The sequence below is a fragment of the Streptomyces sp. TE5632 genome (assembly GCF_054061295.1).
Genome location: NZ_JBSSEA010000003.1, coordinates 5,142,935 through 5,159,375, shown reverse-complemented (window position 1 = coordinate 5,159,375; position 16,441 = coordinate 5,142,935). Strand labels below are relative to the sequence as shown.

The 16,441-nt window shown below is 69.5% G+C and carries 13 protein-coding genes and 2 pseudogenes; 11 read left to right on the top strand and 4 right to left on the bottom strand.

Features of this window, described 5'->3' with window-relative positions:
• The first annotated feature begins 49 nt into the window (after positions 1-49).
• The 5 genes from ACVW19_RS28740 (at position 50) to ACVW19_RS28720 (ending at position 6,452) form a co-directional block, all read left to right on the top strand.
• The gene (locus ACVW19_RS28740; RefSeq protein WP_457464823.1) at positions 50-2,173 is read left to right on the top strand and encodes an MMPL family transporter; all 2,124 of its coding nucleotides are present in this window, start codon (positions 50-52) and stop codon (positions 2,171-2,173) included.
• Between the two features lie 119 nt (positions 2,174-2,292).
• The gene (locus ACVW19_RS28735) at positions 2,293-3,048 is read left to right on the top strand and encodes a sulfite exporter TauE/SafE family protein (protein ID WP_457462983.1); all 756 of its coding nucleotides are present in this window, start codon (positions 2,293-2,295) and stop codon (positions 3,046-3,048) included.
• A 153-nt stretch (positions 3,049-3,201) separates the two neighbouring features.
• Positions 3,202-4,017, top strand: coding sequence for an SAM-dependent methyltransferase (locus ACVW19_RS28730; protein ID WP_457462982.1), 816 nt, complete (start codon positions 3,202-3,204; stop codon positions 4,015-4,017).
• A gap of 251 nt (positions 4,018-4,268) precedes the next feature.
• A complete protein-coding gene (locus ACVW19_RS28725) occupies positions 4,269-4,934 on the top strand; it encodes a hypothetical protein (protein WP_457462980.1) in 666 nt (221 codons plus the stop codon).
• Positions 4,935-5,606: 672 nt separating this feature from the next.
• Positions 5,607-6,452, top strand: a complete 846-nt coding sequence (locus ACVW19_RS28720) for a CAP domain-containing protein (protein WP_457462978.1) — start codon at positions 5,607-5,609, stop codon at positions 6,450-6,452.
• A gap of 25 nt (positions 6,453-6,477) precedes the next feature.
• Here the strand turns inward: ACVW19_RS28720 and ACVW19_RS28715 are convergent.
• Together ACVW19_RS28715 and ACVW19_RS28710 are read right to left on the bottom strand one after the other, a co-directional pair.
• Positions 6,478-7,479: pseudogene (locus tag ACVW19_RS28715) on the bottom strand (TIGR03842 family LLM class F420-dependent oxidoreductase).
• An 11-nt stretch (positions 7,480-7,490) separates the two neighbouring features.
• Positions 7,491-8,444, bottom strand: a pseudogene (locus tag ACVW19_RS28710) (amidohydrolase family protein); the annotation flags it as partial.
• Positions 8,445-8,526: 82 nt separating this feature from the next.
• Between ACVW19_RS28710 and tnpC the strand changes: the two are divergent.
• From tnpC to ACVW19_RS28680, 6 genes are all read left to right on the top strand, one after another.
• Positions 8,527-9,984 (top strand): IS66 family transposase, encoded by a 1,458-nt coding sequence (tnpC, locus tag ACVW19_RS28705; RefSeq protein WP_457462977.1) that lies wholly within the window; start codon positions 8,527-8,529, stop codon positions 9,982-9,984.
• Between the two features lie 1,049 nt (positions 9,985-11,033).
• Positions 11,034-11,387, top strand: a complete 354-nt coding sequence (locus tag ACVW19_RS28700) for a lamin tail domain-containing protein (protein WP_457462976.1) — start codon at positions 11,034-11,036, stop codon at positions 11,385-11,387.
• A gap of 795 nt (positions 11,388-12,182) precedes the next feature.
• Entirely contained in the window at positions 12,183-12,926 is a 744-nt protein-coding gene (locus ACVW19_RS28695; protein WP_457462974.1) for an IPT/TIG domain-containing protein, read from the top strand.
• Between the two features lie 158 nt (positions 12,927-13,084).
• A complete protein-coding gene (locus tag ACVW19_RS28690) occupies positions 13,085-14,140 on the top strand; it encodes an IPT/TIG domain-containing protein (protein WP_457462973.1) in 1,056 nt (351 codons plus the stop codon).
• 583 nt (positions 14,141-14,723) lie between these two features.
• Entirely contained in the window at positions 14,724-15,233 is a 510-nt protein-coding gene (locus tag ACVW19_RS28685; RefSeq protein WP_457462971.1) for an Ig-like domain-containing protein, read from the top strand.
• 169 nt (positions 15,234-15,402) lie between these two features.
• Positions 15,403-15,597: a ferredoxin gene (locus ACVW19_RS28680; RefSeq protein ID WP_457462970.1), complete on the top strand. Its 195-nt coding sequence runs from the start codon at positions 15,403-15,405 to the stop codon at positions 15,595-15,597.
• A 143-nt stretch (positions 15,598-15,740) separates the two neighbouring features.
• Here ACVW19_RS28680 and ACVW19_RS28675 read toward each other — a convergent pair whose 3' ends face one another.
• Together ACVW19_RS28675 and ACVW19_RS28670 are read right to left on the bottom strand one after the other, a co-directional pair.
• Entirely contained in the window at positions 15,741-16,079 is a 339-nt protein-coding gene (locus ACVW19_RS28675) for a (2Fe-2S) ferredoxin domain-containing protein (RefSeq protein ID WP_457462969.1), read from the bottom strand.
• On the bottom strand, positions 16,076-16,249 hold the full coding sequence (locus ACVW19_RS28670) for a hypothetical protein (RefSeq protein ID WP_457462967.1): 174 nt from the start codon (positions 16,247-16,249) through the stop codon (positions 16,076-16,078). Before ACVW19_RS28670 ends, ACVW19_RS28675 begins: the two co-directional genes overlap by 4 nt.
• Positions 16,250-16,441: the final 192 nt, after the last annotated feature.

The following is a 16,441-nucleotide window of genomic DNA, read 5'->3' as shown; positions in this document are numbered from 1 at the left end:
ATCAAGATACTCATCCATCGACTTACTTCTTCCACTGTGGGGCATGCTCATGAGAACCGCACCGCACCGGGCCCGGTGGCTCGTGCCTCTCGTTCTCCTGCTGGTCTGGCTGGGTGTGGGCGGAACGCTCGGGCCGTACGCGGGCAAGCTGGGCGAGGTGGCCACCAACGACCAGGCGTCGTTCCTGCCGCAGAGCGCCGAGTCCACCGAGGTCCTCGAGGCCCGTGAGGCGTTCGCCCAGTCCGAGACCCTCCCGGCCATCGTGGTCTGGACGGCGGACGGGGCCCGGGTCACCGAGGCGCAGCGGGCAGCCGCCACCGAATCCGTCGGCGCGCTCGCCGGAAGCACCGGTGTCGTCGGCAGGCCGTCGCCCGCCCTGCTCTCCGAGGACGGCCAGGCCCTGCAGGCCGTCGTTCAGCTTCAGCCCGACCTGGGCGAGGAGTTGCCCACGGTCCTCGACGAGGTGCGCGCGGCGGCGCAGAAGGTACCGGGTGCCGAGGCGCAGATCGCCGGCCCGGCAGCGAGCCAGGCCGATCTGTCGGACGCGTTCGCGGGTATCGACGGACTGCTGCTGGGCGTGGCGCTCGCCGCCGTGCTGGTGATCCTTCTGCTCGTCTACCGCAGCTTCCTGCTGCCGTTCGTGATCATCCTCGGCTCCGTCTTCGCCCTGGGACTGGCCTGTGCCGTGGTGTACGCGCTGGCGCAGCGGGACGTGGTCCAGGTCGACGGGCAGGTGCAGGGCATCCTGTCCATCCTGGTGATCGGCGCCGCGACCGACTACGCCCTGCTCCTGGCCGCGCGCTTCCGCGAGGAACTCGCCGTGCGCGGGGACCGGGCCGCGGCCGCCCTGGTGGCGGTGCGGCGCTCGTTCGGTGCGATCACCGCCAGCGCCGCCACGGTGGCGCTCGGGCTGCTGGCCCTCCTGGCGAGTGACCTCACGAACAACCGCGCTCTCGGACCGGTGGGCGCCATCGGCATCGTGTGCGCCGTGCTCACCACGCTCACCTTCCTGCCGGCCGTGCTGGCCCTGCTGGGCCGTACCGCCTACTGGCCCTCTCGCCCGAAGGCGTCGGACGCGTCCGCTGAGGGCCACCCGGTATGGCTCCGGGTCGCCGCGCGGGTGAACGCGCGTCCACGCTTCGTCTGGCTCGTGACCGGACTCGTCCTCACCGCCCTGGCGGCCTTCTCGCCCACGCTGTCCGCCAAGGGGGTGCCGCTCGACGAGATCTTCGTGAACGACGCCCCCTCCGTCGCCGCCCAGGAGACGGTCGGCAGGCACTTCCCCGGCGGCTCGGGAAATCCGGCCGTCATCATCGCCGACGTCGGCCGTGCCGACGCGGTGACGGCCGCCGCCAAGGACACCGAGGGCGTGGCATCGGCGGGCGCGGTCTCCGCCTCGGGGCGGCCCGGGGCCGGTGAGCCACAGGTCGTCGACGGACGTGTCCGCATCGACGCCACGCTCGACGCGGCGGCGGACAGCGACGCGGCCAAGGAGACCATCGAGCGGCTGCGCGAGAACGTGCACGCGGTCCCGGGAGCCGACGCGCTGGTCGGCGGGTACACGGCGCAGCAGTACGACACCCAGCAGACCGCCGCGCACGACCGCACGGTGATCGTTCCCGTCGTGCTCGGCATCATCCTGCTGATCCTGATCCTGCTGTTGCGCTCGCTGCTCGTACCGGTGCTGCTGGTGGCGACCGTCGCACTCAACTTCCTGGCGACGCTGGGGGTCTCGTCCCTCGTCTTCGAGCATCTCCTCGGGTTCGGCGGGACGGACGCCTCCGTCCCGCTGTACGGATTCGTGTTCCTGGTGGCCCTCGGTGTCGACTACAACATCTTCCTGATGTCCCGGGTACGCGAGGAGGCGCTCGCGCACGGCTCGCGGCAGGGTGTGCTGCGCGGGCTGACCACGACCGGCGGGGTGATCACCTCTGCGGGTGTGGTGCTCGCCGCGACGTTCGCTGCCCTGATGGTCATCCCGTTGGCGTTCCTCGTGCAGATCGCCTTCATCGTGGCCTTCGGTGTACTGCTCGACACGCTCGTGGTCCGCTCGCTGCTGGTGCCCGCGCTCGTGATCGACATCGGACCCCGGGCATGGTGGCCCAGTTCCCTGGCCCGCGGCGACAGCCGTCCAAAGGAGGCCGCACACACGGCGGACCAGCGGTCGGCGTAGCGACGGCCGAGGTCGCGGTCCGTCCCCGTACGGGATCTCCCCGTGTGACGTCCGTTCCCCGACGCGCCGGTCTCCGGCATGCTCCGGGCGGGACGCTCCAGGCGGAGGTGAGGGACGGCATGTCGGTGTCGGTGGCGGTGGCCCTGGGGTTGCTGGGACTGGTGGGAGGCATCGGTATCACCGCTGTCGGCCCCGGCGGGGTGCTGCCCACGATCGGGCTGTTCACCCTGACCGGCCTCTCCCCCGCCGAGGTGGCCGGTACCGCCATCGTCACCCATGTCGCCACCGGCGTGCTGGGCACCGCGGCCTACACCCGTTCCGGCCAGTTGCGCGAGCCGGGAACACGCCGCACCGCCGGGATCCTGGCCGGCACGGCCGTGCTCGGGACTCCCGTCGGGGTACTGCTCAACACCCTTGTGTCCGCCCGTGCGTTCGGGGTGGTGCTCGGTGCGCTCGTGGCCGTGGTGGCCGTTCTGGTGTGGCACCGCGAGCGCCACCGGCCCGCGGCCTTGCTCGCCCACCCGCCCGCCCCCGTGGTGGCCGGACTCGGGCTCGTCGTCGCCGTCGTCTCCGGCGTCGTCGGCATCGGGGGACCGATGCTCACCGTCCCGCTGCTGGTCGCGCTCGGCGTGCCCGTGCTGGAAGCCCTGGCCTCCGCGCAGGCCCAGTCGATCGTCATCGCCGGGGTGGGCACCGTGGGCTATCTCGCCCACGGTGCCGTCGACTGGCCCCTGGCCGCCCTGGTCGGCGTCCCGGAACTGGCCGGCGTGCTCCTGGGCTGGCGGATCGCCCACGCCCTGCCTGCCCGCAGCCTGAAGTACGCGCTCGTCATCACGCTGTTCGCGCTGGCGCCCTACCTCGCCCTGCACGGCTGAGAGGGCGCGTCCCGGCGCCGAGCGGAACGCGTCCGCACGCGCCGCACCGGAGATACGAACTGAAGTGCGCGACAACACTGTTGGGACGTAAGTTGTGCGGAACACACCTGTTGGCTGAACACACCTGCCTCGGCTGAGAGACGGACCGCACCCATGAGCGACCCTGCGACGACGCCCGGACCCGCTGCGCACCAGAAGATCGACACCTCGGTGCCGCATTCGGCCCGGATCTGGAACTACTGGCTGGGCGGGAAGGACAACTATCCCGTCGACGAGGAGGCGGGCGACGCGTACACCGCCGTCTTCCCCGGCATCGTCACCATCGCCCGCAGCAGCCGGGCCTTCCTGCGCCGCAACATCACGTATCTGGTCTCCGAGGCCGGCATCCGGCAGTTCCTGGACATCGGGACCGGCCTGCCGACCGCCGACAACACCCATGAGGTCGCCCAGCGCATCGCGCCGGAGAGCAGGATCGTCTACGTCGACAACGATCCGATGGTCCTGGCGCACGCCCGCGCCCTGCTCTACTCCACCCCCGAGGGTGCGACCGCCTACGTCGACTCCAGCGTGCTGGACCCGGAGCGCGTCCTGGCCGCCGCCGCGAAGACGCTGGACTTCAGCCTCCCCACCGCCCTCATCCTCAGCAACATCCTGGGGCACATCGCCGACTACGACCAGGCCCGCTCCATCGTCACGCGGCTGATGGACGCTCTGCCGTCCGGCAGCTACCTCTCCATCAACGACGGTTCCCGGGGCATCGACCCGGGCTTCGAGCAGGCCCAGGACGGCTACAACAAGAGCGGCGCCATCCCGTACAACCTGCGCACCGTCGACGAGATCACGTCGTTCTTCGACGGCCTGGAGCTCCTGGAGCCCGGCGTCGTCTCGGTCCCCCTGTGGCGTCCGGAAACCGAGACCCCCGACGCCGCGCCCGTCGCCGAGCACGGCGGTCTCGCCCGCAAACCGTGACCCGTTGACGCCCCGTGCGGTCGCGGTGGGAACACCGCGACCGCCCTCGGCCCACGCCCGGCGGTCCCGCGCTGCCGCAATTCGCCTGAACGCAGGGGAAGTACGGCAAACCGCCGTCCTCGCCGGTACGTCCCCGTCACCCTCCGCCCACGGAGCGAGTTCGCACTTCCGCCCCACCCGGAAGCGTGTGACACTGGCGTCCCGTCCGCTGTGCGGGCCCCTTCCGCACCGACCCCCACGAGAAGTGCGACGTGCGTTCTTTTCCTCTGCCGATAGCGCTGGCCGCGCGCCTGTCCCCGGTGGTCGTCCTCGCCGCGGCGGGCTGGGCACTGTCCTCCGGACCGTCCTCCGAACCGCAGGCGGCGGAGAAGAGAACGGCCGAGGGGACGCCGACCCAGTCCGCCTCCGCTCCGTCGACGACGACGGCGCCCATGACGTACACCACCGCTCCCGCCCCCTGCGACAGCGTCGCCGAGAAGACCGTCAAGTCCCTCGTGCCGGGGGCCAAGACGTCCGGCAAGGAGATCAAGTCCACCGACTCCACACTGCGCAGGACCTGTTCCTGGAACGCGCTCGAGGGCTACGAGTACCGCTGGCTCGACGCCTCCTTCGAGGTCCTGCAGTCGGACGACGCGGCCGGACAGTCCTACGAGAGACGGCTGAAGGACAAGAGCGGCGGCGGCGCGGTCCCCGGGCTCGGTGACGCGGCGTACTCCGTCGTGAACCTCGCCACCGAGGACAAGCAGCAGAGCCGGGAGGGCGTGGTGGTGGCCCGCGCCTCCAACGCGCTGGTGATCGTGACGTACAACGGCAGCGACTTCGAGTCGAAGAAGGCGCCCTCCACGGACGAGATCAACAAGGGCGCCATCAAGGCCGCCAAGGAGGCGATGGCGGCACTGCTGGAGGGTCGGGGCTGAGCCGGCCGCCCTGGCGCCTGTCCGGCGGAGCAGGTCGCAGGAAATCGACGGCGCCTTGTCAGCGAGGGTGCGTGGGGCCACGAGGGCCCCTCCCGCTCATGGGGGGTCCCTCCCGCTCGAGCGAAGTCGAGCGGGAGGGAGAAGTCGAGCGTGGGGGAGAAGTCGAGCGTGGGGAGAGTGACGACAACGCCGCTGGGGCTCCCCCTGCTCGAAGAGTTTGGGGGGAAGGAGGGCGTGCCGGCCCCCGCGTCTGCGGCGTGATCCGCCGGACAGGCCCCACAGGCTCGCCGGGCGTTCCTCGACCTTCGGCAGCAGACCGGAATTCATGATTCCGTGACATCCCTCACGCACGTCCTCGATCTACGCAGGCCGCTTAGTAGGACCCGCCCCGGCGACATGGGGGATTTATCCGGCTTGCCACGAAAAGGTGACGGGCCGAGGTGGGTGGTGATCCGGCGGGGAGCCGAGATCCGCGGTTCTTGCGCCGAGCGACGGCTCCTGACGCGGCGGCAGGCGTCCCGAGGGGCCCGTCGCGAGCAGGTCGGCACGCTCTTCCGCCCGCCGCAAGGACCCCGCAGACCTACGAAGCGCGGTAGTGCGACGGCCCTTTGCGCCCCGCGCCGGGCCGTCCCAAGAATGACCAGTCTCCGGACAACAGGGGTGAGGTCACTCATGGGAAAGCATCGTCGTCAGCAGCGGTACCGGCGGACGGTCGTCACGGCAGTCGCCATGGGCGTCGTGGGGATACCCTCGGTCGCCATGGCCTGCGCCGACTGGCCCGGCAGCGGGCAACGGCAGCAGGACACCGCCGCCCCCGCCGCGGCCGAGGACAGGTGGGGCGACGCCGACCGGTACCACCGGTGGGACGGCAAGCAGCACGGTGAGCCCACGGCGGCGCCGTCGCACACACCGACCGCCACCGCGGGCGCTTCGAAGGCCGGGGCGGCGCGGCACAGCAGCGCCGAGCCGACGCACAAGCCGAAGACGCACGAGCCGAAGAAGGCGGTCCGCGAGGCATCCGCCGCCAAGCCCACCACCACGGCCCCGAAGCCGACCACCGCGGCCCCCAAGCCCACCACGGCCGCTCCGAAGCCCACCACCGCGGCCCCGAGCCCCGCCCCGACGGGCGACGCCGAAGCTTCCGGAGCCGTCGCCGAGGTCGTGGAACTCGTCAACGCCGAGCGCGGCAAGGCCGGTTGCTCCCCGGTGAAGGTGAACGCCACCCTGACCGAGGCCGCGCAGAACCACAGCGAGGACATGGCGGCGAGCGGCAATATGTCGCACACCGGCTCGGACGGATCCTCGCCCGCCGACCGCATCACCCGCGCCGGCTACAGCTGGAGCACCTACGGCGAGAACGTCGCCTACGGCTACTCCACCCCCGAGCAGGTGATGGCCGGCTGGATGTCCAGCCCCGGCCACAAGGAGAACATCCTCAACTGCGCGTTCGAGGAGATCGGTGTCGGTCTCGCACAGCCCGGCTCCTACTGGACCCAGAACTTCGGCACGGCCCGGTAGTCGCCGCAGGGACCGCAGGGACCGGTCAGCGGTTGAGTGCCGGGATGATCTCCGCGCCGTACGCGTCGATCGTCGTTTCCTGCGCGTCGTGCATGTCGTACACGGCGAACTGGTCCACACCCAGCCCGCGCAGCGCCTTCAGCTTCTCGATGTGCGCCTCGGCCGGGCCGAGCAGGCAGAACCGGTCGACGATCTCGTCGGTGACGAAGTCCGTGGACGGGTTGCCGGCCCGCCCGTGGTGGCTGTAGTCGTAGCCGTGCCGTTCCTTGACGTACGACGTCAGCGCCTCGGGGACCATGTCCGAGTGCTCGCCGTAGCGGGCGACCAGGTCCGCGACATGGTTGCCGACCATGCCGCCGAACCAGCGGCACTGGTCGCGGGCGTGCGCCAGATCGTCGCCGACGTACGCCGGGGCCGCGACGCAGACGGTCACGGAGGCGGGGTCGCGCCCCGCCTCCGCGGCCGCGGCCCGTACGGCCTTCACCATCCACTCGGTCAGATACGGGTCGGCGAGCTGGAGGATGAAGCCGTCGGCCTTCCGCCCGGCGAGGGCGAGCGCCTTCGGCCCGTACGCCGCCATCCAGACGGGCAGCCTGCCGCCCCTCACTCACGGGATCCGCAGCGGTTGCCCGTCGACCTCGGCCTCGCGCCCCTCGGCGAGGTCGCGGATCACGTCGATCGCCTCGCCCAGGCGGGCCAGGGTGTTGGGCTTGCGTCCGGCGACCCGCATCGCGGAGCCGCCGCGGCCGATGCCGCAGACGGTGCGGTTGCCGAACATGTCGTTGAGGGTGGCGAAGGTGGAGGCGGTGACCTCCCAGGTGCGGGTGCCCGGGTTGGTCACCATCGGGCCGACCTTCAGCCCGGTGGTGTTGGCCAGGATCTGACTGTAGATCACGAACGGCTCCTGCCACAGCACGGCGGAGTCGAAGGTCCAGCCGTGCGTGAAGCCGTTGCGCTCCGCGCGCCGCATCAGGCCGACCACCCGCGAGGCCGGCGGATCGGTCTGCAGAACGAGTCCGAAGTCCATGCGCACCACTCCTAGTCGAGGTACTGGCAGGTGGAACGCGGGGTGTAGGCACCGTGTCCGGCGCGCCCGGTGTACTCCCGCTCGGTGATGACCGGTTCGCCGCGCGAGAGGACGGTCTCGACGCGGCCGGTGACGCGTTTGCCCTCGTACGCCGAGTAGTCGACGTTCATGTGGTGCGTCTCGGCGGAGATGACCTGCTCGGCGTGCGGGTCGTAGATCACGACGTCGGCGTCGGCGCCCGGGGCGAGGGTGCCCTTCTTCGGATAGAGGCCGAACATGCGGGCCGGGGTGGCGCAGGCGATCTCGATCCAGCGGCGGCGGGTGAGGTGTCCGTCGACGACGGCCTGGTGGAGCAGGTCCATCCGGTTCTCCACGCCCGGCATGCCGTTGGGGATCTTGGAGAAGTCGCCGCGGCCGAGGTCCTTCTGGCCGGTGAAGCAGAAGGGGCAGTGGTCGGTGGAGACCACCTGGAGGTCGTTGGTGCGCAGTGCCCGCCACAGGGATGCCTGGTGTTCCTTCGGTCTCAGGGGTGTGCTGCACACGTACTTGGCGCCCTCGAAGTCCGGCTCGGCGAGGTTGTCCGCCGACAGGAACAGGTACTGGGGACATGTCTCGCCGAAGACGTTCAGGCCCTCGTCGCGGGCCCGGGTCAGTTCGGCGACCGCCTCGGTGGCGGAGACGTGCACGACGTACAGCGGGGCGCCGGCGACCTGGGCGAGCCGGATGGCGCGGTGGGTGGCCTCGGCCTCCAGCAGGGCCTTGCGGACCTCGCCGTGGTGGCGGGGGTCCGTCTCGCCGCGGGCCAGTGCCTGTTCGACGAGCACGTCGATCGCGATGCCGTTCTCGGCGTGCATCATGATCAGGCCGCCGTTCTCGGCGGAGCGCTGCATGGCGCGCAGGATCTGGCCGTCGTCGGAGTAGAAAACCCCTGGATAGGCCATAAATTGCTTGATTTTCGTTCCGCCACCGTGTCCATTCACGGGCGGTGCTGACCTGCGGCGGGGCCCGGTGATCTCGGCGACCTGACGATCTTGTAGGTTGCGAGTCGTGTCGCAGGGGCCGTCGTACGAGGAGCTCGCCGCGCTGGTCGCTGTGCAGGCCCGCGTGATCGATGAGCTGCGAACCGAGGTCGCCGGGTTGAAGGCCGAAGTCGCTGAGCTGCGTTCGGAGAACGCCGAGTTGAAGCGCCGGCTGGGGATGGATTCGACCAACAGCAGCAAGCCACCGTCGTCCGACCCGCCGGAGAGGAAGAACTCGCGTTCACAGCGGGTGCGGTCGAAGGACCGCAAGCCGGGTGGACAGCCGGGGCGGGCGGGCCGCTCGTTGCAGCCGGTCGCGGTGCCTGACCGTGTGGAACGACTCGAGCCGGCCGAATGCGCTGACTGCAGCAGATCGCTGTCCGATGCGGCGGAGGAGGGCTTCCGCGCGGTCCAGGTCTTCGACATCCCGCTGATCGAGCGGGAAGTCACCGAGGTACGGCTGATCCGGCGCCGTTGCCGGTGCGGGGTGGTGACCTGTGCAGACGTCCCGCCAGGGGTCAGCGGTCCGGCCTGTTACGGGCCGAACCTGCGGGCCTTCGCCACGCTGCTGGCCGCGGAGGGGCAGATCAGCACCGAGCGGACCGCGAAACTGGTGGCCGGACTGTTGGGCATCGAGGTGTCCTGCGGGTTCGTCGACCGCTGCCTGTCGCGGCTGGATGCCCCGCTGGCCCGGTTCGAAGCGGAGCTGAAGCAGGCACTGCGCCGGTCGCCGGTGCTGGGCACGGATGAAACCCCGATCAGCCTGGCCGGTGGGCGCGGCTATGCCTACACCGTCCGCTCCACCAGCCTGACCTGGTACGGAGCGGCGGACAACCGTGGCCACGCCGCGCTGGACGGCTTCGGGATCCTGTCCGGCTACAGTGGCGTGCTGATCCGGGACGACTACGTCGGCTACCACAAGTACGACGCCCACCTGGCGGGAGTGCAGCTGTGCTGCGCGCACCTGCTGCGGGACCTGCAGGGCGTCATCGACAACGCGCCCGACGAGGAGCACGCCGCCTGGGCACAGGCAGCTCAGCAGGTCCTGCGTGAGGCCGGGCAGAGCGTCGAGCAGGCGCACGCCGCAGGAGAGGGCATGGTACCCGAGCGTGAACGTGCCAGGATCGAGGGTGAGTTCCTCACGGCGGCCCGGTGCGGGATCAGCGTCAACCCACACTGCGGCGGGAAGAAGTCCAAGGCCCGCCAACTCGCCGAGCGCCTGATCGACAAGGCCCCTCAGGTGCTCCGCTTCACCTGGGACTTCACCCCCGGGCTCACCTGGACCAACAACGCATCCGAGCAGGCCCTGCGGGACATCGAGGTCAAGATGAAAGTCAGCGGCTGCTGGCGCCAGCTGGCCGGAGCTCGCCGCTATCTACGCATCCGCTCCTACCTCACCACCGCCCGCGCCCACGGGCTCACAGCCATGCGCGCCATCCGCGACGCCCTCACCGGCACCCCATGGCTCCCACCCGCCACTGCCTGACCACCCCGTGAATGGACACTCTATGCCCTCTCAAAGCCAATCCGGGGAGAGCTACGGATCAGAAGGTGATGAGGGGTAGGCGCGGAGCCATTCGGCAGTACGGAACCACGGCCGCGTCACTCAGACGGCGTTCCTCCCGCTGGTACGGGAGGAACGCCGGGGAGAGGTCCACCAACGGAGAAGGTTTGGTGCATCCACGTACTATTTTCCCCGGGCTCGGGTAGATAACGCCAGTTGCGTCCGCCGAGCCTCGAATGGATGAGCACTGGCACCCATTGAGACCTCTCAGCGGTTGAGTACGGAGGCGGACTCGCAAGGGCTGATTGTCGATATAATCTGGGACGCGATTCGCGTCGTTGCAGCCGTTGTGGCCGTGGCTCTCGTGGGGCACACGGTGTGGAGCTGGAGTGCTCGGCGCGGCGACCCGAGGGGTGGGCGGAAGTTGGCGCGTCAGCGAAGCGCCTCTGACGCATCGCATGCCTTTAGGTTGCCCGCTTCCGAGACCCTCGTGGCCATCGCCCCGCTTCCTGCGGGGAAATGCAGGTGCAAGGCCCGCCCGGCGCTCCACGAAAAGCCTCGTCCCTGCCACGGCAGGGACGAGGCTTCTTCATATCCGCGGCAAGCCGCGGTGCCAGGGACCCGTTACCCACTTTCGGGTGACCGTCCCGCGAGGCCTGGGGTGGCGCGTCATGGCGCCATCGAGCCGGTGGTCAGGGCCCGCAAGGGGTCCCGACCCGACAGCCCGTCAACCTGACGCATCCGGTGCATGGATGGTTATTGCAGGTGACAGTCACCACAATATGGATGATCCGTAATAGGCTTCACGTCTTCTCCATGCGCGGCCGACCGGCCGCTACCCGCACCACGCACCCCACCCGGACATGACGGCCTCTTGTGCCGTCGGGTCTGGTGGTGTGCCCGCACCATGCAGGGGGGACTCTGTGTCGAAGTCCACCACCGTCTGACCGCCGCCGTCTTGAGCGCCGGCGCCCTGACCGGTCCTGACGGTGCCGGCGTCGGCGGCCGAGCACCGGCCGCACCGGCCGACCGTGCAGATCTCCGGCGTGCAGTACGACTCCCCGGGACGCGACGACCGCTCCAACTGTTCCCTGAACCGCGAGTGGGTGGAGATCACCAACAACACCCGCCGCGCGGTGAACCTGGACGGCTGGACCCTGAGGGACGAGGACGGTCACCGCTACCGCTTCGACCACGTCCGTCTCGTCGGACGCGCCACGGTCCGCGTCCACACCGGCATCGGCCGCGACACCCGCACCGACCTGTACCAGGACCGCCGCCACTATGTGTGGGACAACCGCTCCGACACGGCCACCCTGCGCAACGACCGCGGCCGCACGGTCGACACCGAGTCCTGGGGCCGCCACTGCGGCGGCCGCCGCTGACACCAGACACCAGGCGGGCAGTGCCGGCGGCCAGGGCCCGGCACCGGCACACCCCAACCCCACCACGGCGTGCCGTCCCCTTTCGAAGGGGGCGGCACGCTGCCGGTATGATCAAGCGGCTTGCTGCAACGACCGGGAAACCGGAGGTGTGGGTGAGGGTTTCCCGCAGGGCAGTACGCACTGATGCAGCACGTGTTCAGCGCGAAGGCGCTCCCGGGAACCGCCGCCGACCAGTTGGCCCCGATAGAGGCGTCAATTCGTCTCCTGGCCCTGACAGAACGCCCTAGGCGTCGTCGAGCAGAAGTTGATCGGCAGCCGGGCTGACTGTGGCTATCTCGATGGCCCACTTGACGGTGTCGCGATGCACAGGCTGGTGATCTACTCGTGTACGCCGCGGGCCGGCATATTTTTTGGGTAATGCGCTGTGCATGCGCCCCGTTATGTACGCCGTGGCGCTCACTCGAACGGTTGACTTCGAGACCTGAAGCCTTGCTCTCCTGTAACCCTGATGGGTTACTGCAAGTGTCCGTATCAGCGGCATTCGGATCCGCAAACAGACAAGGGTAAGCCCCTGATCGGGCGGCAGCTGACGCCCGACAAGACCCTGTTCCTCGATGAGCCTTGCGCCCAACGCCGACGGCTGCAGACCGTCGACCAGGCATCGGCACAAGGCCATCGAGATACCACCTGGCCAGTGGATACGAGAGCGAACTCGCACCCATCGGGGCCGTACGCGGAACGAACGCCCCATCACTGCTCGGCAATGTACCGCATTGCGAGCGAGGAGGAACACTCATGCCTATCAGTCCGAACCAAGGATCCAGCGGCGGCGGCACACTCGTCACGATCACCGGCAGCAACCTCACCGGTACCACCGCCGTGCGCTTCGGCACGCGACCCGCCACCGCCGTCACCAACGTCTCGCCCACCCAGGTCACCGCGGTCTCCCCCTCCGGCAGCGGAGTGGTCGGCGTCACCGTGACCACGCCGGGAGGAACGAGCAACCCGATCCCGTTCTACTACGTCGGGGCGCCGTTCAAGCAGACCCTCAGCCCGGCCTCCGGGTCGACTGTCGGCGGCGAGACCATCACCATCAACGGCACTGGGTTCTCCAGTGCCACCAGCGTCTCCTTCGGTGCCAACACCGCGGTGCCGACGGTGGTGTCCGACAGCCAGCTCACGGTGATCGCACCTGCCGGTGCAGCCGGCTCGGTCGGCGTCAGCGTCACCACGGCCGGCGGAACGAACAACGGTCTCTCATACACCTATGTTGCCGCCCCGACGGTGACCACGGTCGTTCCGGCAGAGGGACCGACGTCCGGCGGTACTGCAGTGACCGTGTCCGGCACGGGCCTCACCAGCACCAACCAGGTCACCTTCGACGGCAACCCGGCACCCTTCACCGTGATCTCCGACACCGCGGTGTCGGCGGTCACGCCCCCGGGGACCGCCGGTCCCGTCGATGTGGTCGTGAGCAACGACGCAGGCAGCGCGACCGCCACGGACGCGTTCACCTACCTCGCGGGGCCCGGAATCTGACCCCTCCTCAGCGGCCGGCCACCTTCAGCGGCCGGCCTCGTCCGGAGACGGACGGGCACCCCTCGGGGCCCGGCCGTCTCCGAGCCCCGGCCCGGAAGACCCCACCCGGGCCGGGGTCCCAGGCACCGCTGCCCAGCTCGACATGCAAGGGAGACACCGTGAAAGACAGCCCCCCTACGACGGGAGCAGCCCGGCCCACCGCAGTCATCGCCGCCGCTCCCGTTCTCACCTCGGTCGTACCCAGCACGGGTCCCACGGCAGGCGGCAACACCATCACCCTGAACGGCAGTGGTTTCGCAGGGATCACTGCCGTCATGTTCGGTACGAAACCGGCCCTCGGCTACACGGTCGACTCCTCAACGAGGATCATCGCTGCGGCCCCGCCCGGGACCGGCACGGTGGCCGTGACCGTTAAGACGCCCGGGGGGACCAGCAACTCGATCCCCTACGTCTACGCCGCGCAGCCCACTTTGACCGCCGTTTCGCCGAGTCAGGGGCCGTCCTCGGGTGGTACCACTGTCATCCTCACGGGGACCGGCCTGTCGGGAGCCACGGCGGTGACCTTCGGCAGCACACCCGCCAGCGCCTACACCGTCAACTCTTCCACCCAGATCACTGCTGTCGCTCCGGCAGGAACAGGCTCTGTCCCCGTCACCGTCACCGGCCCGGGCGGCACGACCGGCCCTGTCTACTTCTTCTACCTCGGCGCGCCTACGGTCAGTGCCGTTTCGCCGAGTCAGGGGCCGTCCTCGGGTGGTACCACTGTCATCCTCACGGGGACCGGCCTGTCGGGAGCCACGGCGGTGACCTTCGGCAGCACACCCGCCAGCGCCTACACCGTCAACTCTTTCACCCAGATCACTGCTGTCGCTCCGGCAGGAACAGGCTCTGTCCCCGTCACCGTCACCGGCCCGGGCGGCATCAGTAACTCCGTTATCTACACCTATGTGGCGTCACCGGTTCTCAGCTCGCTTACCCCCGCCCAGGGACCTGTCGACGCCGGCGCCGGCGTCACCCTCACCGGGAGCGGCCTGGCCACCACGACGGCCGTCCACTTCGGCACCACGTCCGCGGCCTTCACGGTGCTGTCCGACACCTCGGTCGCCGTGCTCGCCCCGGCGGGGGCGGTTGGCCCAGTCCCCGTCAACGTGACCACGTTCGGTGGCACCAGCAACTCTCTCGTCTATACCCGAATCGCCCCGCCCGCGATCTAGGGTCTGCCTTCCCAGGCCCGCGCGGATGCGGCCGGTGACGTCGACTGGCTGGTTCACATCGGCTCACCATCGGTCCTGCGCTCCTTCCGGCCGACCTGTCTGGAATGTCGCGCCTCCCACCCGTTCTCGAGGCGGACCGAGGACGAAGCTCCTCCCCCTCGCCGACGGGGAGGACAGCCCACTGACGTCCTTGTGCCATCCACACTGTCTGCACACACGTCCTACTCGGACGTATCCGCCCCCGGCGCCGCCCCGGCCCACATTCTGCCAACTCGACCAGGCGGCGCGGATATGCGCTGAGTGCATGTGCGCTCTTCTGGACAGGGCCGATCAGCGCGGCGGTGCCTTGCAAAGGATGGCAGCGGTCATTTGGTATACCGCTTGCTCGAATCCGTGAACAACCCGCCCCGGATGCCTGTGGTCCAAGCGGGTTGAGTAGGGCGAAGAATGCCCGAAATATGATGATATGCGGAGTAGTCTGACGCTCCCGAACAGTCATGGCGGCATTCCCGCCCCGACCGACCAAGGAGTCGCAACGATGAAATGCAGGCCAGGCCGAGGAATGTGGCAGACGGGCACCGTCATGGCGATTGCCGCGGTAGTGGGTCTTGCCACCCCGGCAGCGGCGGCCGTGCCGTCGTCGACGACGGTGACGGCGTCACCCTCGGCAGCGAGCGTCGGGGCGCCCGTGGAGCTCACCGCGACCGTGACCTGTTCCGCTGATCCCAGCGGAGGGCTCGGCGTGACGTTCTTCGACGGGGGCGACATCCTGGACACCGTGCCTGTCGGCACGGACGGACAGGCTGAGTACACAACCGCCTTCGCCACCCCCGGGACTCACACGATCACCGCCGCGTACAACGGAAACGAGGACTGCTTCGCTTCCAACAGCGAGACCACGGTCGCAGTCTCGACAGCGCCGGTACCGCCTACGCCGCCTGGAAGCGGGAGTTGCCTGCTTGCCTGCGGCGGCCTGATCAATTTCACTGTCGGTGACATCAATAACGGCACACAGATCTACAACTCCGCTGACCGCTCATCAGCAGGAACTCGGCCCGCAGCCAAATATCACGGCCACCGCCCGGGAGCGTAACGACACCTGCGTCGCGCGGTGCGGCGCCCGGTTTAGGTACGTGGTGTAGCCGACCCCTGGACTGCCCTCAGCGCTCAACAGGACCCCGAGGGAGAGCATGACAGCAGAAGACCGGCTCACATTGGCCAAGCTCCTGGCGCAGTGAGCCAACCGACCGAAGGAGTGCCTTGTGCCCGTCTCCGTCGACCGGGAGCTGTATTACAGCTCTGCTGAGTGCGCCCACCGGGCCCGCGACGTGTTCACCTTCGTGGATGGCTTTGGAGAGGTCAGCACCGGCCGTGAGGCCACGGACGATGATCCCCGCGTCACCGCGGCGGCGGAGTCCTGCCCGTCCCAAGCCATCAGGCTCACCCAGCCCGGGTGAGCTGAAGTGGCGCTCCTGCTGAGCGGAGACGCCCAGCAGGAGCGCCATGGGTGAGACGGGAGCGGCCCGGCGGTGTTGCCCGTGTCCGGCCGATGCTGCCACCGCCGGGCACTCGATTACCGCTGCGCCCGGCGGCGGACGGATCAATCTTCGAGTTCAGCGCGGACACGGCGTGAGGGCTGGAAGGCGTACAGGTCGAGGACGCCGGGCGGATCGGCCAGGCCGGGGCCGCCGCCCTCGACCCAGGTGGTGATGTCGGCGGCGGCGTCGGGGTCGTTGACCAGGCCGAGCCAGACGGGGCGCCCGCCGGCTTTGCGGCCGGCCGTGGAGGGCTGGACGACGATGACGTTGGCGCGTTCGCAGGCGTCGAGGCAGTCGGTGACCCGGACGGTCGCGGCGCCGCCCACGGCCTGGCGCAGGTCGCGCAGTTGGGCTGTGTGGTCGAGGCCGCCGATCTTAGTGCCTGTCCATGAACTGATCATTTCGAGGTTGGCGGGGCGGTGGCGCGGGCGAGGCGGCGTCGCATCAGGAGGATCATCGACCAGTGGACCATGGCCTCGTGGTGCTCCGGTAAGCGCTCGTAGTCGCGGACGCACCGGCGTCGCCGGCAGATCCACGACAGCGTGCGCTCCATCGCCCAGTCACACTGCACACATGGACGGTCTGGACAGCAAGCGGGCGCCGATAATCGGTCGTGAGGGCCTGCTGCGGCTGGCCGCGGTGGCCGAGCGGCTGCGGGACCGTGACGAGGGAGATGAGTCGCCATGCGCGACGACAGTGACGTCGGCCCCAGAGAACGATTTTGGCGGTGCCGGACGGGCAGGTGTGGGCAGCACTGCCGGAG